Genomic DNA, 26,362 nt, shown 5'->3' on the forward strand with positions numbered 1-26,362 from the left:
TAAGGTTAGACAAATTATATATGGAGAAAATAAAAACTTTTCAACAACACGAGCTTAATAGAATTAGAAAAAATTGGAGTGAAAGTGACCTCGCATTTGAAAAGTTGGGAAGATCTTCTAATATATCCGATTATTCGGATCGGGAGATCAATGAAATGCTGCTCGGTGTATATAAAGACAGTAAACACCTTATGGTCGATGAAGGCTACTTTATTGATCTCTCGAAAGCGCATAAAGCCAGTTGTATTTTGGTTGATGTATCCTATTCAAGACGTATCAAACCTGCTCCAAATAGCATACTTAATCTTCAGGATATCCGTAATTTTTACATTGAAGATTATTTTATAGAGACGAAAGAAGCATTCTCCAACAAAAATAAACATAAGATAACGGGTTATCTCAAAAAGATCGGCGGTATCAGTTTGGGTAAAGGGCAATACAATTATCTGTATTCTATTCCGAACGATTTCAAAACGTTTTTCGGTGATACACCGTCCGATCTGTTCTATCCTATACAACGTTATATCAACGGGTTATTTTTTGACGACGATTATCGAATTTCAGATTTTGAAGTCATCAGTAAGATTGTTATCAGTAAGACATAATTCCAATTGCCGGAGCAACCGCTCCAGGTTTCTTAATTGATAATCTCGCCACCATTCTGATCTAGTTTATCACGAAATTTTTCAAGTTCCTGAACACCTGGTTTTACCCATTCAGCAACCTCACCTATAATTTTTAATGGAAATTCAGATCTATAGGAACGTGTCGGATTTCCGGGAAACTTCTGGTCCGTCAGATTAGGGTCATGCTCATAATCACCGGTAGGTTCAACAATAAATACCCGCTCGCTGCGCTCACCTTTTGCCAGGGCCGCTGCAAGTCCGGCCCCATTCATCATACCTGTAAAATAAATATGATTCATTTTGAAGCCGGCTTGATAGTTAGAATTGAAGCCTGGAACCAATAAGTCGCCGATTTGTGCATCTGCTTTTGTACCGTGATAAAAAGGTCCCTTATCAAAGGGAATGTTCTTATAAGAAGAGGCCAACCTAGCATATTCACTTGCCATTGCTTCTTCTCCTAAACTTGTGTAACAGGCACAAATCTTCAAATACATTCTGGGCAATGCACTGGTAGTCCGATCATCACTGATTACCAATGCGTGATCTAAGGCTATGTGCAGCCATTTCAGACGATCCGACACCGTTTTCTGCTGCCGGGATACAAAATAGGCTGCAATAAACTTCTCATGGTCATCGCTTGCCTCCCGATAACCCTCTGCAAAAAAGGACAGCGCTTCATCGTGTCTACCGTTTTCTTCCAATTGTATGCCTTTTAGGCAAAGTTTGACAACCCCGTTAAATGGTGAAAATTCCATCGTATAAATTATTATCTATTCAACCGAATATTATCCTCGCTGTAGTTATAAGTGAACACCCTTAGTAACATCAGGACTTAAGCAAGGCTATGTATGTAAAAAGCCAGTTATTAAGAATAACCGGCTCTTCAACAAAATTGTTCTCTTATTTTCAATATTTCTCGCTGGAATCCTGAAAACAGTTGGCCTCCAGAGAGCAGCTAAATTATCCGATAGATGGTCTCCTTAGAATACAATATTGCCTTTGTGTATCAAGGAAGTCACCGGTGAAATACGAGAAACTGCTTCAGCGGAACAACTTGCATCAACAAAAACCATGCTTGCTTCATCACCCACTTTCGGCCATTGTTGATTTCCATTATTGTCCAAAGGCAATTTGTAGCGTGTCGCGAAAGCAAGTGTTCTAGATAAGCCGAATTCTGTTCCATAACCATAAAGCTCAGCAATAAGATTCGCTTTCTGCAGCATGTTTCCCGAGCCAAACGTATTCCAGTGATCCTGAATATTGTCATTTCCAATCAAAACCTCCACCCCATATTTCCGAAGTGTCGGAATAGGCATAATCATATTGCCAAAGGGCACAGAGGACACGATTCCCACCCCCGCTTCTGCGAGACGTGCCGCAATTTTTTCAGCGTCGACATTTGTGAGACGACTAAGTGCAAAAGCATGGCTAACAAAAGCTTTCCCTTTTAATTGGGGGTTTTCCAATGTACGGTCGATCAAAAACTCGATTGTCTTCATACCACTTTCTCCCATTTCATGGAGGTGTATGTCAATTCCCTTATTGTTATCAAGCGCCAACTGTGTAATCTGCTCCATACTTTTTTCGATACTTCCGTCCAAAGAGTACGGATCTACTCCACCTATGAAACTAACAGCATCCAGTTTTGCAACATCCTTCAAAATGGGTAAAGTATCCGTATAATAGAGGCCATGCTGTGGAAAAGCAACCAGCTCCGCTTCTACCGTGTGTTTTTTCGATGCCAGTGCCTTTTCCAAATTTGTTAACGATTTTAGTCCAGATGTTGGATCAACATTGAAATGTGAACGAATAAAATCAGTTCCGTATGCCTGCAGAAAATTCAGCATTTTGCCCGTTCTTTCGACTGAGGTGCTTAACCATTCTGGGATCATCTTCTGCTCATACGCGATCATATCTTTTACGGTATGCCGTGTTGGCGATACAGCTTCCCATGGCAGACCAAACAACATTTTATCCAAATGGGCATGCATATCCTTAAAAGCCGGCAACATCAAATGTCCTTTTGCATCGATCGCATTAGCATTTGCAGTATTTGGTTTGATTCCTTTGATCTTACCCTCTTCAACTTCTACACAGAATAAAGCCGTATTTGTGCTTATAACTTCCTTTCCATCAAACTCGAATCCTGTCTCAAGCCGTACGTTTTTTAAAATATATGTTTTAGCTTTCATATTTATTTTGATAATATTCTTTTTCTCTAAAAATTACCGGACAATAGAAACGGTATTATTTTTCCACTTTTATTATTCAGTATCACCAAAACAAAGGTCGCAATGATTCTCCCAGATCTTTTGCAGAATACATCTCGATACTTGAACAATTTATCACAGCGCCGACTTTTGCTCAACAGTATGCATAAGGTGAAACTACAACGAATGTGCTTTCAGCCAGCATGAGACCAATGAGAACGACACTTAAAATACACTGTAGTAATAAATTGTCCAACAGATGGAATGAAAACCACATTGTAAAAACAGCCTTAGCTACTATTTTTGTATTAAACAGCGAAGCTTCTTCGGCTTTATCGAAAAAATTACAGCACAATAAAATGATGAAAACAACTTTAATACTCCTGATAATGATGAGCATAACAAATTCGTGCCGATCGGCATTAACAGAAAACTCATATACTGAAAATCCGTCCCAGGAAGAGATTATTAAATTGGTCACCAAAAATGACTTACAGGGAGTGAAAAAAGCGCTAGAAAATAATGCCAACGTGAATAGTGAAGATACGAATAAACGTTCTATTCTACTTATCGCGACAAACAACGGAAATATTGAAATGGCTAAATTATTGGTAGAGTATGGTGCCGATGTCAACCTTCAGGCCGACAATATGGACAGCCCATTTTTATACGCAGGAGCAAGTGGGCAAGTTGAACTCGTCAAACTTTTCTTATATCACGGCGCTCGCTTTGATTTATTTAATCGATATAATGGCACAGCTTTAATCCCGGCTTGTGAACGTGGATATGTAGAAACGGTAAGATTATTGGCCAATACCAAAAATTTCCCATTGGACCATGTCAATCGTTTAGGATGGACTGCTTTGATGGAAGCAGTTGTACTCGGTGACGGAAGTAAAAAATATCAGGAAATTATTCAGATTCTAAAAGATGCTGGGGCAAAATTGGATATTCCTGACTTCAATGGCACAAGCCCTTTGCAACACGCAAAACAAAGAGGCTTCAAAGAAATTGTTAAGATACTAACATCAGAAATATAAAGGTTCATCTTCCTTTAAATAACTTAAATTTGAATAAAATTTCAAGCAGTATCTCACTATGCTATCTGATTTTTCATTCTCAATGGCTAGTTTTGCAATATGCAGCATAAAATAATAGACAAAGTTGCTTTAATTAGCATTAAAGATAGGAAAATCCTGAGCACACGTTCCAAGACTAAAACAAAATTTTACTTTCCTGGTGGTAAACGAGAGAATAATGAATCCGATATTACCTGTTTAAAAAGAGAAATACTGGAGGAGCTTTCTGTGCACATCGTCGAAGAATCAATGCGCCTTTTGGGCACCTTTGAAGCAATCGCCGATGGACGAAATCAAGGTACGCTCGTAAGAATGATCTGCTACTTTTCTGATTTCGAAGGAGTATTGCATCCAGCGAATGAAATCGAGACATTTGAATGGTTAACCTATAAGGACAAACATAGGACTTCTGCCGTAGATCAGATTATCTTTAGCCGATTAAAGGAAATGAATCTTATCGATTGATAGAACAGATGAGCGTTGTTTCTCATACCAAAATATCAGACAACGCTTTTCCGTAATGTAATAACCGTAATTTCAGGCCAAACACCTATCCGACCTTTTAGGCCGTGAAAACCAAAACCGCGGTTGACATAAAGATATTTTCCTTGTTTTTGATAGAGTCCAGCCCACTGTTTATAAAAATATTGAATTGGACTCCATTTTAACCCAAATAGTTCTATCCCAAACTGCATACCATGCGTATGTCCTGCCAGCGTCAGATGGACATGTTGGTCATAGTCCAAAGTAACATGATCCCAATGTGAAGGATCATGAGACATCAAAATTTTGAAGGTATCCGCGTCCAATCCAAGGGTTGCTTTAGCAAGATCACCATATTGATGAAACCCTCCTTTCCCCCAATTCTCAACTCCAATTAACGAAATACGCTCACCTTGCTTTTCTATTGCTATCGATTCATTTAGCAGCAATTTAAATCCCATTTCATGATGAATTTCCTTAAGCCTATTCAAATTTAAGGCTTTTGATTCAACACTTTCCCATTGTACGTAGTCCCCATAATCGTGATTTCCAAGGACTGAAAACTTGCCCGAAGGAGCTTCTAATCGGTTGAAGTCCGAAACCCAGGGTTCCATTTCGGAAGCTTTATTATTGACTAAATCACCCGTAAACAATACCAGATCACTGTTTTGTGCATTTGCCAATTCGATACCTTTACGTACCCTTTTGATATCAGATAAACTACCAGAATGAATATCCGATAGCTGCGTAATTTTAAAACCGTCAAACGCCGTAGGTAGATCAGGAAAACTCAATACTTCCTCTCTCACTTTATAAAAATAACGACCTTTCGTTAAACCGAAAAAAATAACCAATAACATGGCCCCCGCCAAAAACAATACAATCTCACTCAAAAATATACTACGTGGAGGAAAGGAACGAAAAATACGCATCAGATCTTCAACAAATAAAAAGGGAACAGCAAGCAATTTTGGTATGAAAACAATTAAAAATGCTGTAATCAGACTTGTTGCTGTCTCCTGGACATCATAACCCGCTCTCCGCAAAAAAAATTAATGTAAAAACACCAAAAAACAACAGGATATCAATCCCCCAATACATGTTCTGCCAAATCGAACCACGAATAACTGTACTGAAAGCCTGAAAAAAATAGATATCACCCAAAACAAATAAGAATAATATCAGTAAAAGTCTCTTTGCCATATTAACTAAAATATTGATTTTAAATTGCTAATGATATGCCAAAAGAGATTTTTGAGCTATTACAGCCCCTTTCATCGTAAATAGTGATGTCTATGTGACAATTGAAACTTTTTGCACTCCAATCAATCAGAAAACTATCCATAGTTTCCTCCAAAACATGTCAAGATGTCTGATTATCCCATAAATGAACCCAACCGAGATACTGCTTATTACTCCAAAATTCCAGTCTTTTGCATACATGCTCTCATTTTTTGGTAGGTACGCTCAATGTCTTGATCTAGACCAATGGAAAACCTGATCAATCCATCGGAAATACCCATCTTCAAACGATCTTCCTCAGGAATTTCTGACGACGTAGAGCTACCCGAACAGGAGAATAGGGTCTTATAGAATCCTAGGCTGACAGCTAAATACCCTAAATTTTCAGCCTGCATCAGTTCCATTAGTTCATTGGCTTTTTCGGTTGTTTCCACATCAACTGTCATTAAGCCACCAAAACCATAGGTTTCATGCATCATGTTTTTCATTAGTTCATGATCTCGATGCGACTGCAAGCCCGGATAAGATACCTTTAATCCATCTTTCTCAAACCGTTCGGCAAGATACATTGCATTATAACTATGTTGTTTCATCCGTATATGAAGTGTTCTTAAATTCTTCAATATACTTGCCGAACGTAAGCTGTCCATCGTTGGCCCCAATAACATACAGGCACCTGTGTTCACATTTTTCGTTTCATTAATAAACTCCTGACTTCCACAATAAACCCCACCGACTGTGTCACTGCTGCCATTGATAAATTTCGTTAAACTATGAATGACAATGTCCGCTCCCAAAAGTGTTGGTGAGATGGATAATGGAGAAAACGTATTGTCGACAATCAGTTTTAGCTTGTGTTTTTTACAGATGGCCGAAAGTTTTCTTAAATCTGCCACATGCAATAAAGGGTTGCTCACACTTTCACAATACAACACTTTTGTATTAGGTCTTATCGATTTTTCGAGTTCTTCGACATCATTAATATCCAAAAATGTCGTCTCAATCTGGAAAGGCGGGAGAAAATTTTTAAGAAAGGCATAAGTTCCACCGTAGATTGTCCTACTTGAAATGATATGGTCACCACTTTTACATAGTTGTAAAAGAACTGTTGTAATCGCTCCCATCCCCGAAGATGTTACATTGGCCGCAGCGGTATCCTCCATTTTTGCTAAGGCTTGTGCCAAATACAAATTCATCGGCGACGAATGCCTTGAATAGAGATAACAGCCTTCCGCATTCCCTTCAAATGTGTCGAACATTTTTTTAGCGGAAAGAAAAGTATAGGTAGAGCTATCTGAAATTGACGGGTTCACACCTCCAAACTCACCAAAGTATTGCAAATCTTGAATTTCATTTGCTGCATTAAAATTTTCCATGTTTTTATCTTTAAAATTGAGATATTTCAAATTATATTACAAGTAATTTTACTTATCTTAGAATATAAATCTATTATACAAACAATAATTAGTTAAAACATCTAGCTGATTTAAAACGAGCTAGTAAAAACCAAAAAAAAATCTATGCAATTTGACGAGATTGACCGTAAGCTATTGCGTTTTCTACAGGAAGATGCCAAACAAACGACCAAAGAACTCTCCTACAAACTGAGCTTGTCTGTAACAGCGGTCTATGAAAGAGTCCGTAAACTCGAAAATACTGGAATTATCGCGGGCTATGTCGCCATACTTGACAAAAAGAAAATAGCAAAAGACTTCCTTGTATTATGCCACGTAAAATTAACACAGCACAAAAAGGAGTATATTTTACAATTTGAAAAAGAGGTCATGAACCTTCAGGAGGTAACCGAGTGTTTCCACGTGAGTGCGACTACGACTATATCCTAAAGATTTGTGTCCAGGATATGGCAGATTATCGCAGTTTTATGTTAACGAAATTAACGAGCTTACAGCATATTGCAAGCACCCATAGCTCATTTATGATCGCTGAGGTGAAAAATACGATTGCAATTGATCTGTAAGAAAATTTAAACCAAAACACCATTTTTTGATGCTATTGCTTCCGGAAGATCCTCATCTCCCACCATTTGCAACACATCAATTTCTATGGTTCGACAAATCGAAAGCATAGGCACATCAAACATGAGTCCTCCAAAAGGATTTTCGGTATAATCGCCGACCAATTCCATCACAATATAAATCCATCCAATTACCACACAAAAAGGAATACTCGTCCATATCCCCCAGTCGCCCAATTTCGCAAATTCATTTACTAGGCCCAATGGGAGCAGAATGATGAGAATAACATTAAAGACAAATGCTGTACTGGCAAACTGTCTCGGTGAAGGAAATTTTTTGATTCTTTCTGCCTGACCTTGATAGTCGTAAAATTGATTCAGGCAATTCTGCAGTTGCGTTTGGTTAAAATCCGAAATGATTTGATCATTTTTCAATGCATTAACTTCCTTTGCTTGTTTAGAAATCAAATACGTTGCAAAATTTTTATAGGTACTCTGCAACTTAAACTCATCTGTAGAAAGGTATTTGCGCAAAAAAATCGATGTTCTACTGTAATCAGGAAAGCCAGCCTTTATCAGCCTGTTCCGTTTAACATTCATTGAACCAAAGTGTTTTTTCAAACTGACATGCTCCCATTCTGTCGGGATCAACAACTGCTCACGAAAAGTATATAACCAAGCGATATGGCGATAGGCAATCCTTTTCCTCCGCTCCTCCAAATCGGTATGATCACCATCTTGAGTATCAAAGGCATATAACATTGCAGTGAAAGAGCGACTTGAATTGACAATCCCTCCCCAGATTTTCCGGGCTTCCCAAAGTCTATCATAGGCCTGATTATTCTTAAACCCGACATAAAAAGCCTCAGCGGTTCCAATCAAAGCCAATGGCACCCAAGGAATTATCATCCACTGCCAATTAAAAAAATAATAGATGACCGCCACCAGAGAGCACCAAAGCGTCAGCCATATTAAATGTGCGCCCGCTAAATTAAATATTTGTCGATGGTTAAAATACTTGGTTGTGATCATAAAAATTAAATATCTTCCTTTATTAAAAACGTTATGAAAGTACAATTTAAATTGTAACTGTCCAATACGCTAAATTGTTTTCGACACGATGATATTTTATTCCGCTCATTTTTATAACACTAAACCTCGTCGCTTTTAATGGCTTATCCTTAAATTTACGGCTTCCATCCCTAAAAGGTTTCCTTATATCCAAAAAAATTGAAATAAGCCACCAGCGAAACTAGTTTTGAATAATTATTCAAAATTTATGATCAAATTAATTACTTTCAGTCTCATCACCTTTCTTCTTAACAACTTCCTGTTCGCCCAAACCGCCATTGTTGGTAAAGTCTCGGATCAATATGGCGCGTCGATCCCCTATGCTTCATTAGCCTTTCGTGCACTAGATGTAAAGAAAGATTCTCTCATTGAAAAAATAACAGATGAACATGGAAATTTTCAGTTAACGCTTACCGAAAAAGGGACTTACCTCGTTTCGATTCGCGTGGAAAATGTACTCAAAATGCAACAAAAAATTGAAATTAACGACCTTAAAGCCCCGCTAGCGTTCATTGTCCCAAAATCACTACTATCCAACCTCATGTTAGATGAAGTAACAGTAAATAAGCGCAAACCAACAATACAGCGAAAAATTGACCGCATCATTATGAACGTAGCACAAACCGCCAATGCTTCTGGAAAATCAGCTTTGGAATTATTTAAAATGGCTCCCGGGGTATTCGTTAACAATGGTCAAATCTCCATTAATGGAGTTGTAGGAACACGTATTCTTGTCGATGGCAAAAGTATTAACCTCGCGGGAAATGATCTCAGGAACTACCTTCAAACCTTGCGTTCCAACGACATCCAATCCATTGAGATTATCGCACATCCCTCGGCAGAGTTCGATGCAGAAGGCAGTGGTGGTATCATCAATATTGTGCTAAAAAAGCAAGATAAACAGGGACTCAATGGTTATATTGGCAATGACTATGCAATTGGGCTTGGAAAATATGTAACGTACACTCCTTATGCAGGTTTGAATTATCAACTAGGTAAAGTTGGTTTAATGGCAAGTTATTCCCATAGTCGTGCAAAGTCATACGAGGAACTAAAACAACGACGAGATTTTCCAAATCAGGGATTATATCAGCAAGAAACGGAAAACACTCAGACCAACAAAAACGACCGTATACGGCTTGGTGCGACCTATGATTTCACGGGGAAACAATTTCTAGGCTTTTCCTACACCGGTCAATACAGCAGTTTCCTTGGACCATCCATGGCGCATTCGACAATTACCTATCCCGATGCGGCAAAAAACATCCGCTCGCAAGGTAGCTTCCCATCTGAATCAAAATCTAACTACCAAAATCTCGGTTTAAATTATGTTTTGGAAACAGACAGTTTACATTCGAAATTCAGCCTTGCCATCGATTATACACACAATCAACGAAGCGGAAATAGTATCAGCAATAGTGTCGATTTCGATGCGAATGGTAACATACGCAGTGATACTTTGTTCAGATTGGATTATCCCAGCGAAGCAAAAATTTTTACTGGCGACGCAAAGTATAATTGGATAACTAAATCTGGAAGCAATTTATCAATTGGTGTAAAAGCGACCGCAACGGATATCATGAATACCAATCGATACCAGGTCTTTCATCAGGCCTGGATGCCAATGCCTGCCCTTGATTTCCAGTTCGATTACAAAGAACGAATTTATGCTACCTATGCAAATTATACGGGAAAATGGGCCCAAATAGATTATCAATTGGGATTAAGAGGCGAGAAATCCAATATTCAAGGACAACTTTTGAGCGAGCAAAGGGACAAACTCGCACAAGGCTATTTCAATTTGTTCCCAAGTTTTTTTTTAAAGAAGAATTTAAACTCGCAGGGAAGCAATTATGTATCACTTACCTACAATAGAAGAATTAAACGGCCCTCATATTTTGATTTAAACCCTTATAAATATTATATAGATAATTATTCCGTACAGACAGGAAATCCCTTTCTGAAACCGCAGTTCACAAATTCGTTCGAAATTAGTGGATTATGGAAAGAAAAATATTATACTGCTTTGAACTATTCCCATACCAAAAATGCGATCTCGCAAATTATACGCAACCAGGCAGAAGAAGAACTGTTAACGATTATTAAAGACAACGTGGGGACTCAAGGAGTATGGACGGCCACTCTGAGCGCTCCCATTTCATTGCTACCCTGCTGGTCAAGTACGAACACGATTTTATTCACTCATACACGTTCAACTTCCCCCTATTTTAATCTAAAGAAAGCTTCTTTTATATTACAGACAGAACAAGAAATTTCCTTTGGCAAAGGATATAGTATAAATCTGAATGCTTTTTACACCCCCCAAATGTTACTTGGAAATATTGTAACTAAAGCCATCGGCTCCGTTGATCTAGGGATTCAGAAAAAATTAATCAAAGATCAATTGGTTGCCAAGGCAAATATTAGCGACATCTTTTTTACCAATAATTATCGGGCGACAAGTTATTTTAACAATACTAAAATCTGGATAATGCACAAGGAGCAATCGCGTGTATGCTCCATTTCTTTACTATATAACTTCAAAACCGGCACTACCTTTAAAGCAAAACGAATGGAATCAAGCAGTATGGAGGAGAAAGGAAGATTATAAATGTACCACTATTTTTTATCTTTGCGGCTCATTGAGCCGCAAAACTGAACTATCTAAGGATTTATGAAACAATCTCGACTTAATCAATACATCACTAAAGCAGATACATTTTTCAGGAAGCAAGATTTCGATACTTTTTATACAACGAATGTACGTATCCTACTTCATTTTGGAATGTGGTTTACATTTACCCTGCTCCTGTTCAGCAACTACTATTATGTAACTGGAATATCCTCAAACCAATCAATATTTTTGTCATCGCGTGTTTTATTGTCTTCTCTTGTTGTGTTTTACCTATTTTTCTACTTGGTTATACCTTACGCGAGGAACTTAAATTTATGGATATTACCTTTCTTAACTGCGCCAGTATGTATTTTTATTTGGTTATTTATCAATAATTTGTTTTATGTGCTAGCTTACAAATATGATTTTGATATTTCTAATTTGTATCCATTAATGGGTAAGGAAAAGGATTTCATTCCCAACCTGTGGTCCGTATTCAGCTTTAAAGCGGTGCTATTAAATGCATTGTCGGTTATCTATTCATTGTCTCCTTTTTTCTTTACCAAAATATTAATAGACATCAGAAGAATAAATAAAGACCGAATGCGAATCCTAGAGCAGAAGTCAAAATTGTTATTGGAAAATATTAGCGTAGAGAAGGCTTTTTTAAAAGCGCAACTCAATCCACATTTTTTGTTCAACACGCTCAACAACCTCTATCGTTTGACGCTAAAAAAAGACGACACAGCACCTGAGGTCGTATTAAATTTATCCGAAATTATGGGATATACACTATACGATTCGGATGCAGAATACGTCTCCTTAGCTAAAGAGCTGGATTTTATAGAGAATTACTTTTCATTGGAAAAAATGCGTTACCCAAAATCATATCAGATTGAACTAAATATAGAGGGGCGAGCGCATGCTCACGCCTTAACGATTGCTCCTTTATTGACCTTCACCCTTATCGAAAATGCATTTAAATATGGGCTAAAAAACGAAGAAGCATCCTTTGTCATACTTACTATTCACATCAGCAAAGATCAGGTTGCCTTTAAAATAAAAAATGACAAAGATGTATTCAATACCGTGAAAACACCTAGCTTTACGGGTATCGGTATTAAAAATTTACAAAAGCGTTTACAATTGATTTACCCAAACCAAAGCGACCTTCACATCATAGATAGCTCCAATGAATTTAGCGTTGCATTGAATATCGCATTACCACATGATTGAAAAATATAGTTGCATCATCATCGATGATGAACCTTTAGGCATTGAACTTATTACGGATTTCGTCGAACAAGTACCTTTTTTGGAATTAAAAAAGACCTTCAGTAAGCCACTGGAGGCAATGGCTTTCCTGCAGGAAAATCCGATCGATATTGTGTTTAGCGATATTGAGATGCCCCGCTTAACTGGTTTAGATCTGTTGGAAACGCTGGCCCAAAAACCTTACTTTATTTTTATAACTGCCCATCGACATTTCGCCATTGACGGATTTGAAAAAGGTGCCGTAGATTACCTTATTAAACCCATTCGATTTGAACGCTTTTTGAAAGCTGCAAATAGAGTAAAGGAACAAATATCACCCTTTAACAAACTAAATAACCACCCAATAAAAACAGAACGAATTTTTATAAAAAGTGAAAATAAATTTATAAAGATTATGCTTAATGATGTTCTATATATTGAAGCTCAGGGAAACTATTTGAATATTGTCACACATAACAGTGCACATCAAACCCTATCTACCCTTAAGGCGATGGAAGAAATTTTACATAACACCAGTTTCTTTCGAATTCATAGAGCATTCATTGTCAATACAGATAGCATACAATCTTTAAATGGAAATATAGTCCAGCTTTCAAATGGAAAAACTATCCCCATTGCGAGCAATAAAAAAGATCTCTTATATGCGCTTTTAGGATTAAATTAGATCGATTATAGGCGATACGCATGCTGAAAACTTTGGTTGATCCCGCTATCAAAACAAGTATAAAGCACTATTGTATATTGTTACTCGTTTGATTAATTTTAATCTAACGGACATAAACAACTGCCAAACATATAACAAGGATATGATGAAGATAAAAGCATTTACATTAAATATAGGCCTTTTCCTTTTTGCTGCAACGACTTTCGCGCAGAACAAAGCGGAGTTAAAATCATTGCTAAATAAAAACAGTGAATTTGTATTTCCCCAGACAATAGATAAAATAGCGGCTACATTAAACGTAAAAACAGTCTTCTATGAAGATGCCAACGAAGAAAAGTATGCAAAATGGATCACAAAATCCGGCTTGGAACTTTATAGCAATTATGGGGCTGATAAATCCGTCAATGAACTATTTTTTGATATCCCTGAAGACAAGTTTCTGGTTGTCGAAGGGTTGCCTTTTGATCTTGCGATCAATAAAACAACAGTCAAAGAGGCGCTCTCAAAATTCAGCCGACACAATGTTAAAAAGGAAAAACTTGATGCTGGAAGCTCTTTTCCGGGTGGTACCAGACTAACAATGAAAACAGGGACACATTTTACCACTTTACTTTTCGATAGCAAAAATCTTTTAAAGTTCATAGGCTTGACAACCTCTTTAATTGACCCCGCTGCCAATTAAAGACAAGGGGTCAATATACAATTTATTAGCTAGGTTGCCCAAGCATGATCACCCTTTTGATAAGGGAAATCGCCGTTATATTTCCCTGGGATTTTCACATAACGGAACACTTCCGTAGCGCCTAATTTTGAGCTAAAAAAAGTAAGCAGTGTAAGCTGTTTAAACAGCGTAAAAAAATGGGGCAGTTCATTAGCTGCTTTCTTTTCATCGTAATCTTGTGCTTCCTTGTCCAAAATATCAACAAAAGCAGTTTGGTCTTTTTTGTCGAGTTGCTGAAATTTACGTCCAAATTCTTTCTTGGCACGTTCGTCAATTCCGGCTGTTCCAGTCAAAAAAACCTGCTGTTCTTCAAGTTTATAGCAGTCTCGCACGAGAACAGGAATTTCAGAACCTACCCCAGCTTCTTTCGCCCCTGGGGTAGTAGTTTTAGGAAGAATCGCCTCCGCAAGATCTCCAAAAAAATCGATTGATTTTGGACCAAAGAGCATTTCTATATCTTTCGAAGCAGACCTCTGGCATCCTTCCAAAAATAACGAAGCACCAATAACTGTTCCTCCCATGAGCATGGCTACACGTTGTATTGCTTCTCGTCTATTCATAATTATTGCATCATAAAATATTAAAGATTCCCTTTTTTTAATTCATTAACAGCAAAATCTACGGCCCTTGCAGTAAATGCCATATAGGTAAGCGATGGATTCACACAGGAAGACGAAGTCATAAAGGCCCCATCTGTCACAAAAACATTTTTAGCATCCCATACTTGGTTAAATTTGTTTAATACCGAGGTTTTCGGATCATTGCCCATCCGTGCCGTGCCCATTTCATGAATTCCCTGTCCCATACTAAACCCGTTGTCGTAGGTTGTTACGTCTTTGACACCGATAGATTCCAACATTTCCTTCATTTCATTGCTTGCATCAACCCGTATTTTTCGCTCATTATCCTTAATCTCTGCATCTATAGCCAATACAGGAAGCCCCCACTTATCTTTTACAGATGAATCCAATACGACTTTATTTTCGTGATATGGAAGTATTTCGCCAAATGAAGTAAAACCTACTCCCCAGCTTCCGGGCTCAGCGATAGCATCTTTCCAAGCCCCACCCACGCTCTTATTATCGACCTTACCTGACCATTGTCCCCTTGAAGCTCCGCCCTGATAGCCAAAACCACGTATGTAATCTCTCTTCTTGGTATCGCCGGCAATATTGGCAAATCGGGGTACATATAATCCATTGGCGCGTCGCCCAAAAATATATTTATCCTCAAATCCTTCAACTCTTCCCCCAGCTCCACTATTTAACATGTGATCCATCAGATTATGTCCCAGTTCACCACTGCTGCTCCCAAGACCACCTTCCCATACATCAGTAGCTGAATTCATTAACACCCAGGTGGAATTTAAAGTCGAAGCACATACAAAAACAATCTTAGCAAAATACTCGTAGGTTTGATTCGTCTCCGCATCAACAATTTCGACTCCTTTAGCTTTCTGCGTATCGCGATTGTAAATAATGCTTTTTACAATTGAAAGTGGTCTTAGGGTAAGTTTTCCAGTCTTCACTGCTGCGGGCAATGTTGCAGACTGTGTGCTAAAATAAGCGCCGAAATTGCAACCCAGCCAGCATTTGTTCTGGTATTGGCAATTAACACGGCCGTGATGGGGCACTGTTATGTTGGCTACCCGGCCAATTATAAAGTGTCTTTTTCCCTGATAACGCGATTTCAAGCGCGCAGCAAGATCTTTTTCCACAATATTCATATCCATTGGCGGCATAAATTCGCCATCGGGCAGCACCGCTATACCGTCTCTATTACCTGAAATACCCGCAAATTTCTCAACGTGACTATACCAAGGTGCTATATCTTTATAACGTACCGGCCAGTCAATACCATGCCCGTCTTTGCTATTTGCCTCAAAATCAACATCCGACCATCGATAACTCTGCCGCCCCCACATAAGCGAGCGACCGCCAACGTGATAGCCCCTGAACCAATTAAAGGGTTTTATTTCCTTATATGGACTTTCTGTCTCATTAGTCCAAAAGTCGATGTTCCCTTCGTTCATCCATTGATTTTTAATTCCAAAAGGTAAGTAGTGCTGTGCTCGATCCAAAGGTACCCGACCCCGATGCGGAAATTCCCAAGGATCTTTGTTTGGTGATGGGTAATCTTTGATATGCTCAATATTGCGTCCTCTTTCTAACATGATGGTTTTCAATCCACGTTCCGTTAGTTCCTTGGCTGCCCAGCCACCTGTGATCCCAGACCCGATGACAATTGCATCATAAACATTATTTGCCATTTATTTATAATTGGTTTATTTGGTTATTACTCAAAGGGAAGTTTCCCTTTAAAATAAAGTCTCCTCCACAATCAAGCGCTGCAAAGATGCCTGACAGTTATACCTAGTTTAGACGCTCCATTCTTATATTTTGGAAAGTGTAAGCATGAATCGTCTAAACAAGTTTAAGGTTTTTTTTTGATTTTATTGCAACCGGTTGCAAATTTTTGTAATATTGTATTAAACAAGCAGGTAGCTTGGATAACCAAATTATAAAGTATAAACGACAGACTGAGCCATTTCTTCCATCGCATTGGAATATTGATCTGTTTTGTACGTAATATAGTCTTTTTCAAAACACAATACATATGACAACAATTAAAGGTCCTGCCATCTTTCTCGCACAGTTTATCGGTGATGAAGCTCCGTTCAACTCTTTGGACTCAATCTGCCAGTGGGCAGCAGCCCTTGGCTATAAGGGTATACAACTACCAACTTTGGATGCCCGTTTTATCGATCTAGAAAAAGCAGCGCTCGATAAAAGCTATGCACTTGATCTAAAAGCTAAAGTACAGTCATTTGGATTGGAAATCACCGAACTTTCAACCCATCTCCAAGGGCAATTGGTGGCTGTGAATCCAAGTTTCGATGATCTATTTGATGCCTTCGCACCACAGCATTTACATGGTAACCCTCAAGCAAGACAACAGTGGGCGATCCAGCAATTAAAATATGCCGTACAAGCTTCCAACAACCTCGGACTTAAAGCGCTAGCAACCTTTAGTGGCGCCTTTCTATGGCCATTTATATACCCTTGGCCACAAAGACCAGCTAACCTTATCGAAACGGGTTTTGCTGAACTTGCAAAATTATGGTTACCCATTCTCGATGAATGTGACTTGTATGATGTCGACCTATGTTATGAATTACACCCTGGAGAAGATCTCCATGACGGTGCTACTTTTGACTTATTTCTCGAAAATGTAAATTACCACAAGCGGGCAAACATTCTCTATGATCCCTCCCATTTTGTTCTTCAATGTCTTGACTATCTTCAATTCATCGACATTTACCATGAGCGAATTAAAATGTTTCATGTTAAAGACGCTGAGTTCAATCCTTCTGGTCGTCAGGGTGTCTATGGTGGCTTCCAGAGCTGGCAGTCAAGAGCCGGTCGTTTTAGATCAATTGGTGATGGCCAAGTGGATTTCAAATCTATATTTACCAAACTCACACAATATGATTATCAAGGCTGGGCTGTACTGGAATGGGAATGTGCATTCAAGAATGCTGAAGATGGTGCGCGGGAAGGCGCGCTGCATATTAAAGACTATATTATCCGTGTTACTGACAAGGCATTCGATAATTTTGCTGCCGTCGAAACCAATGATAGCCTTAACCGTAAACTATTGGGTTTATAATTACAAAAGATATCGGCATTAAAAATTCAACTTTATGCACAATACAAAACTAAAAATGGGCATGGTCGGCGGTGGAAAAAATGCATTTATTGGGGCTGTACATCGTATGGCTGCAGGAATTGATGGTCAGATTGAATTATGTTGCGGCGCACTGAGCGCTGATCCCCTCGTTGCAAAAGAATCCGCCGCGCTTTTAGGTCTTCCAGAGGAAAGGAGCTATGGAAGTTATCAGGAAATGATTGTCAAGGAAAGTAAGCGCCCAGCGGATGACCGCATGAACTTTGTCAGTATAGTCACGCCGAATTTTGCTCATTTTGAACCAGCAATGATGGCGCTGGAACATGGATTCCATGTCGTGCTTGAAAAGCCGATGACGCTGACAACAGAACAGGCCGTATTGCTCCAACAAAAGGTAGCTGAAACAGGATTGATACTCTGTGTTACATACACCTACTCGGCCTATCCGATGGTAAAACAAGCTCGTCATCTTGTCAAAGGGGGCCAATTAGGTTCGATTAGAAAGATTATGGTAGAATATCCGCAGGGTTGGCTCAGTAAGATGATCGAAAATGGTCTTTCTTTGGCCTTTTGGCGAACAGATCCCGAAAAGAGTGGGAAAAGTGGTTGTATGGGCGATATTGGAACACATGCTGCCCATCTAGCAGAATATATTTCAGGTTTAAAAATCACTAAAATGTGCGCCGATCTTCAAACATTTGTGACCGGAAGAAAACTTGAAGATGACGGCAATATATTACTTGGATTCGAAAATGGAGCCACAGGCGTACTATCGGCATCTCAAGTTGCCGCAGGAGAAGAAAACGCATTAAAAATTAGAGTATATGGTGAACTTGGGGGATTGGAATGGAACCAGCAGGATGCAAATACACTCATCTTTAAACAGCTCGATGCGCCGACCCAGCTATTTCGTGCAGGTCAACAGTACCTTTCACCAATCGCCAAACATAACATCCGTCTACCAGCCGGTCACCCCGAAGGATATATAGAAGCATTTGCCAATATTTATAGAAATTTTGCAGCCACGCTATTGGCATCTATGCAAGGTATAGAGCCGCGAGAAGAAGATACAGATTTTCCTACCGTAGCTGATGGTCTGCGTGGCATGAAGTTCCTAGAAACTGTGATTGCCTCGGGAAAATCAACACAAAAATGGACCGATTTTATTCGTTAGATATATACTTACCATAAGTGGCCAATGTCATTTGCTACCTGAACAAACGACATTGGCTGCACACTTTAATTTTTCTGTATTGACTGAGACATCTGGTTCAAATATCCCTCATAGTTTGAATAAGGTTCCTTGATCCTACCATTTGGTTTCAGATAAAGAAATCCTTCCTGATTATCCAAAATGACATTAAAATGGTTCAGAATCTGATTTCCAAATAAACTTGGTCTGCCATTACGCTTGGCCGGATCAGCGGCATTCGTCACAATATCTTTAAATTCAACACCAGCTATTGAAGCATTCAAACGGATAATCTTCCGGTTACTGATCATGGTAAGTGGCTCTAGATCGTCCCAATTGTGTCCTATACTGGTAAAATCTTCACCTAACAACATCGTGCCATCACGACCTGTATCAAAAAGGAACCAAAAATCAAATTGCCGTTGATTATGTCTAAAAGCAGCTTTAAACTTTGGTCGATTTTGTTCGTAAAATATCGGAAGCTTTGTATACTCCTTTGCTTTGGTGGGGAGATCGCGATGAATTACCAATTCCATTTTGTCATAATCGATTTCAATAATGTGATTTCGAAAGAAACTGTTACCTATAATAAGATCTTCAAAGGACTTCATATTGCCGACCTCTGTCATTGATACATTTTTCCATACCATAGACCCAATACGCAATTGATTGCCTAGGCTTGTCCGCTCGCTATTGACCCCGTCGGTATTCGAAACTGTCGTAAACGATGAAAATGATAAATCCAGCTGCTTCGAGTTATTTCTATTAACAACACCTGTTCCTGCTCCTAAATCAAACTGTATCGCGACATTTTTCTTGTTAATTGTTCCATTCAGGAAAATCCTTGAGCCAATAAGACGAAAAGGTATTGGCATAGGAAACGGATCATTTTGATCCAATACAGGTAGATCAGGTGGTAGTTGAGCATTTATACGAATGTGACAAGAATCCGTACCATTCAATAGTACGATGAAATCATACATTGCTCCAGGTTTAGTCATAACAGTTAATTCCTCCTGATCTGTTTTAAAAACGACTGTGCTTTCTTTCGTTGGAATATTCACGAAATAGACATCAGGGTTTGCTTTAGGATCTAATTTCCAGTCGACATGGCAATAGGCGCCGTCTTTAATACGGACTTTCTCAGATGAAGCTTTGATCAAAGGTATCTTATTTTGTGGAAAGACGTTCGTCATCGTAAAAAGAGAAAGAAAAATAACAAAGGTAGCCAAGGCCATATGGCTTTTCCTTTTTTCATAGTGTGTTTTCATAATTTTGTATTTTTTTCAAAATCAAAGAAAAAAAATACCAGACGAAGAGTACACTTTTGCATCCCGACAATGTCCCGACAGCTACCCGACAATTGTATAACAGTCGCTATAAAATACTAATATCGGGCAAAATCCGTGCATTCTCACCTTTATTTAATCCGATCGCATTTCGCAGTATAACGATAATATTCATAAGGATCCAACATAGCGGAATAAGCAATTTCACATTGCTTTTAACACCTAGCCAATCGTTGAGCATAAAAATAACAAGCATCAGTAACACCGCGATTAAGGTAGATACGATTTGTATTGAGATTAACTGACGAACCTTATACGAATGCTGTTTTTTTAACAGCATGATTGCAATGGGCACCAAAACATTTAATGGAGGCAATATAGAAAAGGGTAAGGAAGAAAGGTTGATAATCTTGATCCATGTGAGATTTTCGGATTCAGCAGGCATATCATATGCAGAAAACTCCGATTCGTCCACATTCAATGCCTGTGCAAGTGCACGAAGGGTGTAGCCCTTTGGTGGCTGCCCCGCTTCAATCCGCTGAATTGTTCTTACTGAAATACTTGATTTTTGTGCTAGTTCCTCTTGGGTTAAATTGAGTTTCTCACGTAATGATTGTAATTTGTTCATAAACAATAGATCGATCTTACGACCAAATTTACAGAATTTGGCCGTAAAAATTCATCAAATCTAACGTTTATGGTTTCTTGGGAAAGTTAGCATCCTCTTCGGTAACCGTCTGCTCCTCAAGCGTTAAAGGAGCTGGAGGTATTTCGGTTACATTACGCTCAATTTCCTGCGTTTCAACGTGCACAGCATATTGCGAGGGTTCAATAGGAATTCCCATTACAGTGGCATACTCCCTTGTGTAGATTGCACCAAAATATAAAATGGCTGCTGTGTAATAGACCCAGAGAAGGATCAGCACAAATGAACCTGCCGCTCCATACGTATCTTGGGTTGCAGAATGCTCCAGGTAGACTCCAATTAAATAACGTCCCAATACAAATAAAATTGAAGTAAATAAGGCGCCCGCACGTACTGTCCGCCAATGTATATTGACATCCGGAAGCGCTTTAAATATGACACTAAATAACAAGAATATAATTCCGAAGGACAATGCAAAGTTAATCCCATCCATTAACATCACCGTTATGTCCGGGAAATAATGCTGGAGCTGATCTGTCAATGCTAATATTACACCATTTACAATCAATGTAACAACTAACAAGAACCCCAATCCAATTACCAAAGATGAAGACAATAATCTATCCTGTATCAATTTTAACCAGCCTTTTTTCGGCTTCGCCCTTACATGCCAAATCTTATTGATCGAATTCTGTATATCCCCAAAAACAGTCGTTGCTCCTAAAATCAATGTAATACCACTGACAAGCAATGCCAGGTTTGATTTTCCAGAAAGTTGCAAATTCTGAATAACCTCTTGAATCTGTCTTGCGGCACTGCTTCCCACCAATCCACGGAGTTCCAAGAATACTTTCCCTTCAATTGCATCCTCACCATAAAAAATTCCGGCTAAGGCAATCATTAAAACCAATATTGGACCAATAGAGAAAACAGTATAATAGGATAATGAAGCACTATACTTCATCGAATCCTCATTCAAAAATCCCGAGACCGTACTTTTTAAAATTCGCCAATAGGTTTTCACCTTACTTCTACTTTTAGTTCGTTTATCCATGTTCTTGTACTTTGTACTCAAGAACAAAACCATTGAGAAGCGAAGAAAGTTTGTAATTAGTATGTTTTAATGCGAGTAGTCCGCTATAGTTCCCTGGAGAACCAAGCGATTGTGGTCTACAACTTTCAGACTCAGCGTAATATCTGAAGCGATGGTTTTCAATAATAGAATCGGTGATATTTTAGCTTCATTTGGCCAATCTACCAAATGAACTGCAACATGGGATAGCTCAGCTGTCTTATTGTAGGCCACATTAAGTTTATCAATATCCTTTGACGTGGTCAGCAAGCTAAACTCCTTATCTTGTTTTTGAAACCATTGATAAAATAATTTACTGGGGAGGAACCTGCGCATGTCGTTATCTCCACGCATGGCTAATCTTACTTCGGGAACTTTCGTTTCGTAGGGTGTTTTCTCTTCGATCGTTTCGAAATTTTCGTCAACCGCATAATTAATAATGGTATCTGTTTGAATGACCTTGTTTTTCAAAATTTCAATATCGACGTAATTTCCATCCAAATGTGCTATAATAGAATCAGCGGCTATAGGAAGTTCGCTAACTAATTGCTTTAGCTGATTTTTAAGTTGACTATTGGGGATATTGATCCAAGCTTTACCAATGTATTTTGAAGAAACAAGTTCTCTAACAAGATATTCCTTCGGAAAGCTCCAATCTGTTGAGAAAAATTCGCCAGACACATCGAGATGGTCTCCTTTCAAATCAAGCTCGATAAAATTATCCGTTGAAATATCACTATAACGCAGTGATTTACCTGTCAATGTACTTGGACGGTTGATAAATTGTTCGATGGTAACCCGGTCTTCTTTTGATTGAATTAACTGCAGCATTTCTTCTTTCTTTGTATCAAGATCAAAACCTAGACTTAGCAGCAGGTCATCCCCTTTCCAGATAAATGCGATTTTGCTCGGTTGATGATAGGCATAGCTCACATCAGGGGCTAGATTACTTTCCACTGCACCAACCTGTATCACATCTTTTAGAAAGGTCAAAAATTGTTGCTTATCCTTTAGCTGAAAAAAAGCATAAAAGTTTTTGGGGTGGGGCTCCAAAGCAAAAAGAAATACATTCGCTTTGATATCAATTCCATTGTCTTTGAGTTTACTTAGTTTTTGACCAAAATCTTGCCCCTCTTTCGGCGCTGACTGCCATTTATTAAAAAACTGATTCAAAAGAATATCATCTAATGATACGGTCAACAAAGCCTTACTTTTTTTATGGACCAATGATTTGTAGGATTCTTGCTGTCGTAGTATGTAACCGCCCCAGGCAACGATCGCCAAAAGTACGAGGACAGCTATCGTCCAAAGTATTATTTTTTTAATCATAACAATTGAATCATTAATTTTTGGTTGTTTATCTCCTAAAAGCTCCCCTGAAAGGTCCCTCAAGCTGAAAAAGTTATATTTTGCAGTATTAGGCGCTCTAAGAAAGACCTAGATTTGAAATTTTGTTCTGAAACAGATTCTATTTAAAATAAACCGATGAATCTTAAAATAGAGCAATGAATCGAAGACCGAAACAATGTCTTCTTTTGAAATAGCGCAAAATACTAGTTTTCAACAATGCACTTGATACCTCCTATTTTAAATCAGTAATAGCAAAAGTATCAAATGCCTGGAGATCTTTTCATCCCTGAAATCAGGGAATTGGGGAATTTAATTAGGTTTCCCGAATTAATCCGTATTCAATAGCCGATTTTACTGCAGCAGTAACACTTTTGGTTTGAAATTTCTCCATTAGATTCTTGCGATGGCTTTCTACCGTATGTGAACTGATAAACAATGAATCTGCAATTTGGTTTGTTGTCATTCCTTGCGCTACGAAAGTAAGCACTTCTTTCTCACGACGTGTTAATTTTGGCACTTGCTTAAGCCCCATTTCAACTTTCTTATTCAAGATAGCCTGAGTTTTTTCACAAAGATATCTTCTTCCAACAAGAACAGCGGAAATGGCAGCAAGTATTTCATCACCATTCGCATTTTTCTGTAAATAGGCATTTGCCCCCTCATTTAAAATGCTGTTGATCACTGCAAATTCATTGTGGACACTAAACGCAATAATTTTTAAATCCTTATTACTATCCTTCAGGTCTTTAACCAAATCGATACCGTTAGCATCTGGTAGATTGATATCAAGTAGCAATACCAATGGCATATCAGTGGCAATACGATGGAACAGTTCAGTTGCACTGGAATACATACCCACTACTTCAAAATCCTCATGCGCATTTATAATGTTTTTCAATCCCTCAAGTAGCAAAGGGTGATCGTCTGTAATCGCTATTTTTATCATTTTCCAAAAATTTAAATCATGGGTAATTCCAATTCAATGGTTGTACCCGCTCCATTCTCCGACATAACCTTCATTTCCCCGTTTAGAAACGAAAGTCTTGATCGCACATTATGCATTCCTGCAGAATGCTGCAAATCGACACTTTCCATATCAAAACCCTTGCCATCATCTTCAATTGTAATGTGTAAACGTTTATTATGTGAAGAAAGCTGTATTAAAATGTTGGTCGCATTGGCATGCTTCAACGCGTTATTCACCAATTCTTGAATAATTCTATACAAAGAAATCTCCTGTTCCGTACTTAGGCTTGATTCAAATTGTAAAAATTCACATTCAACTTGACATGTAGATTGACTCATTCGGCTTGCATAGTCTCTTAAAGTTTCTTTCAAACCATATTTTACAATTAAATCGGGCATAAGATTATGCGCAAGACGGCGAAGTTCATCGACAGCCCCGTCTAGCAAATCAATGCTTCGATCGATTCCTGCTTTCATGGTGTCTTGCTCCAAAGCATTTTTATTGATGGCTGATAATCCCAATTTGGTACTTGACAGTAAACCTCCCAATCCATCATGAAGGTCGCGAGCAAGACGGGTACGCTCTTTCTCTTCCCCAGCCAACATCGCAGTCAGGTTTTTAATGGCATGTTGTTGATTATTCTTTTCTATCTCAAGCTCATGCAAATGTTCCTTTTGTTTCAATGCCTTTGAACGCTGCCAATAGGCGTAAAATAACAATACGATCACAATCAAACAACTGATAAATAACCAGATATAGATCGAATTCATCCGTGATTTGAAAGCAATCTGTTTTTTGGAAACATCAAGCTCCTGTAAGCGTTGTTCATTTTCCAGCCGGCTTAATTGCAGATCCTGCTCCTTCTTATCCCGTTCGAGCTGCAATACTTTAAGTTGCTGGGTTCGATTCAGTTCATTTAATTTCAAATTCTCCACCAGTTGATGCTGCCTATCATTCAAGGCTTTCATCAACTTGATTTGCTGTTCCTTTTTCTCCCCTTCCAATCGAAGCCGCATTAACTTTTGGTTTTGCAGTTCACGCTCATACTTCAGCTCCAGTTGCTTCGTCTTATCGAGTTTATCCGAATTAAATGCTTTTTCAAATACATCTATGTAGCTTTTTTGATAATTGAAAGCCTCTTCATATTTACCTTCTTCAACACTTACTTCAGCCAGTCTACTAAATAGGCTTAGCCCCACTTGATAATCGTAATGGGCCTCTCTTTGAAGATTGTACAGTGCCTGCTGCAGATATTTTTTCCCTTCCTCGCGATGCCCCACTTTGAAAGACTCATCAGCGAGGATACCATAAGCAGGTATTGTAATGGCATATTGCCCCGTTTCAGCAGCAATATCTAAAGCCTGTTTGGCGTAGGATATCGCTTTCTTACCGCCATTATCAGGATAAAACTCATGGTACAGATTCGCTAGATTAACTGAAACATACGCTAGATCAGTCGGATTAACCAGATGCTTCTCATTGTTATTGATCAAATTATAAGCCTCAAGATAGTGTTGTTCAGCTTTCCTCAATAGATCACGATCTGCATTATTTGATCTATACTCCTCTTCAAATAGATAACCAGCCTGCATGTAGGCGTCAAATAGGCTATTGACATTCTTCCCTTCTTTAGCCGTTTCTAACAAAAGAGAGGTATACTTTTCTTGAAAATCATAATTGCGTTGGTTTGCATATATTGCTGTCAGTTCCTTATAGACGGCTAGTTTTCGAGCGATATTTGCGTCAGTCTGTGAAGCTTTCTCTAAAAATGAAATTGCTTTATGAAATTGAGAAACGGCTTCATCCTCCTTATTCTGCCGTGTCATAACCCATCCATCACAATAATATACATAGCCTTTAATTCCATTATCGCGGACAATCGGTAGCACAGATTTAGCATGTTCTAAATAATACCGTGATTTTTCATATGCATGATCGTTAAAGCTGTTCATTGCTGCAATACAATTCAAATAAGCATAATATTGCTTGTCAGGATAATTTCTTGCCAACTGAATATTATCATTAAGCAGTTGACTGGCCAGTACTTTTTCATTATTAAAATATAAGGCCTGCGCATATTTTCCAGTCAATACAAACCGCTCCTTGCTTCCTAAAGCAAGACTGTAATATGATTTCTTTAACTCTTGCAGCTGTTCTTGGGCAAGAATATCACTACAAAGGCACAAAAAAACAAAAAAT

The 26,362-nt window shown here is 38.5% G+C and carries 24 protein-coding genes; 11 read left to right on the plus strand and 13 right to left on the minus strand.

The features are described 5' to 3' along the window. Nucleotides 1–20: 20 nt before the first annotated feature. Nucleotides 21–605, plus strand: a complete 585-nt coding sequence (locus BV902_RS16135; protein WP_075992816.1) for a hypothetical protein — start codon at nt 21–23, stop codon at nt 603–605. Nucleotides 606–637: 32 nt separating this feature from the next. Here BV902_RS16135 and arr read toward each other — a convergent pair whose 3' ends face one another. Together arr and BV902_RS16145 are read right to left on the minus strand one after the other, a co-directional pair. Beyond that, nucleotides 638–1,381, minus strand: coding sequence for an NAD(+)--rifampin ADP-ribosyltransferase (arr, locus tag BV902_RS16140; RefSeq protein ID WP_075992817.1), 744 nt, complete (start codon nt 1,379–1,381; stop codon nt 638–640). Between the two features lie 225 nt (nt 1,382–1,606). Next, entirely contained in the window at nt 1,607–2,818 is a 1,212-nt protein-coding gene (locus tag BV902_RS16145; protein ID WP_075992818.1) for an amidohydrolase, read from the minus strand. A gap of 407 nt (nt 2,819–3,225) precedes the next feature. Between BV902_RS16145 and BV902_RS16150 the strand changes: the two genes are divergently transcribed. Further along, nucleotides 3,226–3,876, plus strand: a complete 651-nt coding sequence (locus BV902_RS16150) for an ankyrin repeat domain-containing protein (RefSeq protein ID WP_198385914.1) — start codon at nt 3,226–3,228, stop codon at nt 3,874–3,876. 99 nt (nt 3,877–3,975) lie between these two features. Further along, nucleotides 3,976–4,380, plus strand: a complete 405-nt coding sequence (locus BV902_RS16155; RefSeq protein WP_075992819.1) for an NUDIX hydrolase — start codon at nt 3,976–3,978, stop codon at nt 4,378–4,380. Between the two features lie 35 nt (nt 4,381–4,415). On the opposite strand, the gene BV902_RS16160 is transcribed toward BV902_RS16155, so the two are convergent. Next, nucleotides 4,416–5,444 (minus strand): metallophosphoesterase, encoded by a 1,029-nt coding sequence (locus tag BV902_RS16160; RefSeq protein ID WP_237241683.1) that lies wholly within the window; start codon nt 5,442–5,444, stop codon nt 4,416–4,418. Between the two features lie 366 nt (nt 5,445–5,810). Further along, entirely contained in the window at nt 5,811–7,016 is a 1,206-nt protein-coding gene (locus BV902_RS16165; protein WP_075992820.1) for an aminotransferase class I/II-fold pyridoxal phosphate-dependent enzyme, read from the minus strand. 144 nt (nt 7,017–7,160) lie between these two features. On the opposite strand from BV902_RS16165, the gene BV902_RS16170 reads away from it, so the two are divergent. Both BV902_RS16170 and BV902_RS27780 read left to right on the plus strand, forming a co-directional pair. Next, nucleotides 7,161–7,484 (plus strand): Lrp/AsnC family transcriptional regulator, encoded by a 324-nt coding sequence (locus BV902_RS16170; RefSeq protein ID WP_216640364.1) that lies wholly within the window; start codon nt 7,161–7,163, stop codon nt 7,482–7,484. Nucleotides 7,485–7,501: 17 nt separating this feature from the next. Then, nucleotides 7,502–7,618 (plus strand): hypothetical protein, encoded by a 117-nt coding sequence (locus BV902_RS27780; RefSeq protein WP_216640365.1) that lies wholly within the window; start codon nt 7,502–7,504, stop codon nt 7,616–7,618. 6 nt (nt 7,619–7,624) lie between these two features. On the opposite strand, the gene BV902_RS16175 is transcribed toward BV902_RS27780, so the two are convergent. Beyond that, nucleotides 7,625–8,647, minus strand: coding sequence for a bestrophin family protein (locus tag BV902_RS16175; protein WP_075992821.1), 1,023 nt, complete (start codon nt 8,645–8,647; stop codon nt 7,625–7,627). Nucleotides 8,648–8,894: 247 nt separating this feature from the next. Between BV902_RS16175 and BV902_RS16180 the strand changes: the two genes are divergently transcribed. From BV902_RS16180 to BV902_RS16195, 4 genes are all read left to right on the plus strand, one after another. Continuing rightward, nucleotides 8,895–11,297 (plus strand): outer membrane beta-barrel protein, encoded by a 2,403-nt coding sequence (locus tag BV902_RS16180; RefSeq protein ID WP_075992822.1) that lies wholly within the window; start codon nt 8,895–8,897, stop codon nt 11,295–11,297. Nucleotides 11,298–11,705: 408 nt separating this feature from the next. Further along, on the plus strand, nt 11,706–12,536 hold the full coding sequence (locus tag BV902_RS16185; RefSeq protein WP_172840697.1) for a sensor histidine kinase: 831 nt from the start codon (nt 11,706–11,708) through the stop codon (nt 12,534–12,536). After that, entirely contained in the window at nt 12,529–13,239 is a 711-nt protein-coding gene (locus BV902_RS16190; RefSeq protein ID WP_198385915.1) for a LytR/AlgR family response regulator transcription factor, read from the plus strand. The genes BV902_RS16185 and BV902_RS16190 overlap by 8 nt, the downstream gene beginning before the upstream one ends. Nucleotides 13,240–13,381: 142 nt before the next feature. Further along, nucleotides 13,382–13,921 (plus strand): hypothetical protein, encoded by a 540-nt coding sequence (locus BV902_RS16195; RefSeq protein WP_145326854.1) that lies wholly within the window; start codon nt 13,382–13,384, stop codon nt 13,919–13,921. A gap of 29 nt (nt 13,922–13,950) precedes the next feature. On the opposite strand, the gene BV902_RS16200 is transcribed toward BV902_RS16195, so the two are convergent. Then, a complete protein-coding gene (locus tag BV902_RS16200; protein ID WP_075992825.1) occupies nt 13,951–14,520 on the minus strand; it encodes a gluconate 2-dehydrogenase subunit 3 family protein in 570 nt (189 codons plus the stop codon). A 20-nt stretch (nt 14,521–14,540) separates the two neighbouring features. Beyond that, a complete protein-coding gene (locus BV902_RS16205) occupies nt 14,541–16,229 on the minus strand; it encodes a GMC oxidoreductase (protein WP_075992826.1) in 1,689 nt (562 codons plus the stop codon). 347 nt (nt 16,230–16,576) lie between these two features. On the opposite strand from BV902_RS16205, the gene BV902_RS16215 reads away from it, so the two are divergent. Both BV902_RS16215 and BV902_RS16220 read left to right on the plus strand, forming a co-directional pair. Beyond that, nucleotides 16,577–17,629 carry a sugar phosphate isomerase/epimerase family protein gene (locus tag BV902_RS16215; protein ID WP_075992828.1) on the plus strand — a complete coding sequence of 351 codons (1,053 nt, stop codon included), beginning with the start codon at nt 16,577–16,579 and terminating at the stop codon, nt 17,627–17,629. A 34-nt stretch (nt 17,630–17,663) separates the two neighbouring features. Continuing rightward, complete coding sequence (locus tag BV902_RS16220; RefSeq protein ID WP_075992829.1) at nt 17,664–18,821, plus strand: Gfo/Idh/MocA family protein; 1,158 nt, start codon at nt 17,664–17,666, stop codon at nt 18,819–18,821. 65 nt (nt 18,822–18,886) lie between these two features. Here the strand turns inward: BV902_RS16220 and BV902_RS16225 are convergent, their stop codons facing one another. The 6 genes from BV902_RS16225 to BV902_RS16250 all read right to left on the minus strand — a co-directional run bounded on the left by BV902_RS16225 (nt 18,887) and on the right by BV902_RS16250 (nt 26,349). After that, the gene (locus tag BV902_RS16225) at nt 18,887–20,110 is read right to left on the minus strand and encodes a retropepsin-like aspartic protease (RefSeq protein ID WP_157626109.1); all 1,224 of its coding nucleotides are present in this window, start codon (nt 20,108–20,110) and stop codon (nt 18,887–18,889) included. A 106-nt stretch (nt 20,111–20,216) separates the two neighbouring features. Next, on the minus strand, nt 20,217–20,756 hold the full coding sequence (locus tag BV902_RS16230) for a helix-turn-helix domain-containing protein (RefSeq protein ID WP_075992830.1): 540 nt from the start codon (nt 20,754–20,756) through the stop codon (nt 20,217–20,219). Nucleotides 20,757–20,823: 67 nt separating this feature from the next. Further along, nucleotides 20,824–21,828: a YihY/virulence factor BrkB family protein gene (locus tag BV902_RS16235; protein WP_075992831.1), complete on the minus strand. Its 1,005-nt coding sequence runs from the start codon at nt 21,826–21,828 to the stop codon at nt 20,824–20,826. A 66-nt stretch (nt 21,829–21,894) separates the two neighbouring features. After that, nucleotides 21,895–23,175, minus strand: coding sequence for a hypothetical protein (locus BV902_RS16240; RefSeq protein ID WP_157626110.1), 1,281 nt, complete (start codon nt 23,173–23,175; stop codon nt 21,895–21,897). A gap of 334 nt (nt 23,176–23,509) precedes the next feature. Further along, nucleotides 23,510–24,142, minus strand: coding sequence for a response regulator (locus BV902_RS16245; protein ID WP_075992833.1), 633 nt, complete (start codon nt 24,140–24,142; stop codon nt 23,510–23,512). An 11-nt stretch (nt 24,143–24,153) separates the two neighbouring features. Continuing rightward, nucleotides 24,154–26,349 carry a sensor histidine kinase gene (locus BV902_RS16250; RefSeq protein WP_172840698.1) on the minus strand — a complete coding sequence of 732 codons (2,196 nt, stop codon included), beginning with the start codon at nt 26,347–26,349 and terminating at the stop codon, nt 24,154–24,156. Nucleotides 26,350–26,362 lie beyond the last annotated feature (13 nt).

Origin of the sequence: Sphingobacterium sp. B29, assembly GCF_001952815.1 — a bacterium.
Lineage (GTDB): Bacteria > Bacteroidota > Bacteroidia > Sphingobacteriales > Sphingobacteriaceae > Sphingobacterium > Sphingobacterium siyangense.

Excerpts from the sequence above, each read along its gene's own strand:
- BV902_RS16135 (WP_075992816.1), top strand. The coding sequence starts at position 21 with ATGGAGAAAATAAAAACTTTTCAACAACACGAGCTTAATAGAATTAGA.
- arr (WP_075992817.1), bottom strand. The coding sequence starts at position 1,381 with ATGGAATTTTCACCATTTAACGGGGTTGTCAAACTTTGCCTAAAAGGC.
- BV902_RS16145 (WP_075992818.1), bottom strand. The coding sequence starts at position 2,818 with ATGAAAGCTAAAACATATATTTTAAAAAACGTACGGCTTGAGACAGGA.
- BV902_RS16150 (WP_198385914.1), top strand. The coding sequence starts at position 3,226 with ATGATGAGCATAACAAATTCGTGCCGATCGGCATTAACAGAAAACTCA.
- BV902_RS16155 (WP_075992819.1), top strand. The coding sequence starts at position 3,976 with ATGCAGCATAAAATAATAGACAAAGTTGCTTTAATTAGCATTAAAGAT.
- BV902_RS16165 (WP_075992820.1), bottom strand. The coding sequence starts at position 7,016 with ATGGAAAATTTTAATGCAGCAAATGAAATTCAAGATTTGCAATACTTT.
- BV902_RS16170 (WP_216640364.1), top strand. The coding sequence starts at position 7,161 with ATGCAATTTGACGAGATTGACCGTAAGCTATTGCGTTTTCTACAGGAA.
- BV902_RS27780 (WP_216640365.1), top strand. The coding sequence starts at position 7,502 with ATGGCAGATTATCGCAGTTTTATGTTAACGAAATTAACGAGCTTACAG.
- BV902_RS16175 (WP_075992821.1), bottom strand. The coding sequence starts at position 8,647 with ATGATCACAACCAAGTATTTTAACCATCGACAAATATTTAATTTAGCG.
- BV902_RS16180 (WP_075992822.1), top strand. The coding sequence starts at position 8,895 with ATGATCAAATTAATTACTTTCAGTCTCATCACCTTTCTTCTTAACAAC.
- BV902_RS16190 (WP_198385915.1), top strand. The coding sequence starts at position 12,529 with ATGATTGAAAAATATAGTTGCATCATCATCGATGATGAACCTTTAGGC.
- BV902_RS16195 (WP_145326854.1), top strand. The coding sequence starts at position 13,382 with ATGATGAAGATAAAAGCATTTACATTAAATATAGGCCTTTTCCTTTTT.
- BV902_RS16200 (WP_075992825.1), bottom strand. The coding sequence starts at position 14,520 with ATGAATAGACGAGAAGCAATACAACGTGTAGCCATGCTCATGGGAGGA.
- BV902_RS16205 (WP_075992826.1), bottom strand. The coding sequence starts at position 16,229 with ATGGCAAATAATGTTTATGATGCAATTGTCATCGGGTCTGGGATCACA.
- BV902_RS16215 (WP_075992828.1), top strand. The coding sequence starts at position 16,577 with ATGACAACAATTAAAGGTCCTGCCATCTTTCTCGCACAGTTTATCGGT.
- BV902_RS16220 (WP_075992829.1), top strand. The coding sequence starts at position 17,664 with ATGCACAATACAAAACTAAAAATGGGCATGGTCGGCGGTGGAAAAAAT.
- BV902_RS16225 (WP_157626109.1), bottom strand. The coding sequence starts at position 20,110 with ATGAAAACACACTATGAAAAAAGGAAAAGCCATATGGCCTTGGCTACC.
- BV902_RS16230 (WP_075992830.1), bottom strand. The coding sequence starts at position 20,756 with ATGAACAAATTACAATCATTACGTGAGAAACTCAATTTAACCCAAGAG.
- BV902_RS16235 (WP_075992831.1), bottom strand. The coding sequence starts at position 21,828 with ATGGATAAACGAACTAAAAGTAGAAGTAAGGTGAAAACCTATTGGCGA.
- BV902_RS16240 (WP_157626110.1), bottom strand. The coding sequence starts at position 23,175 with ATGATTAAAAAAATAATACTTTGGACGATAGCTGTCCTCGTACTTTTG.
- BV902_RS16245 (WP_075992833.1), bottom strand. The coding sequence starts at position 24,142 with ATGATAAAAATAGCGATTACAGACGATCACCCTTTGCTACTTGAGGGA.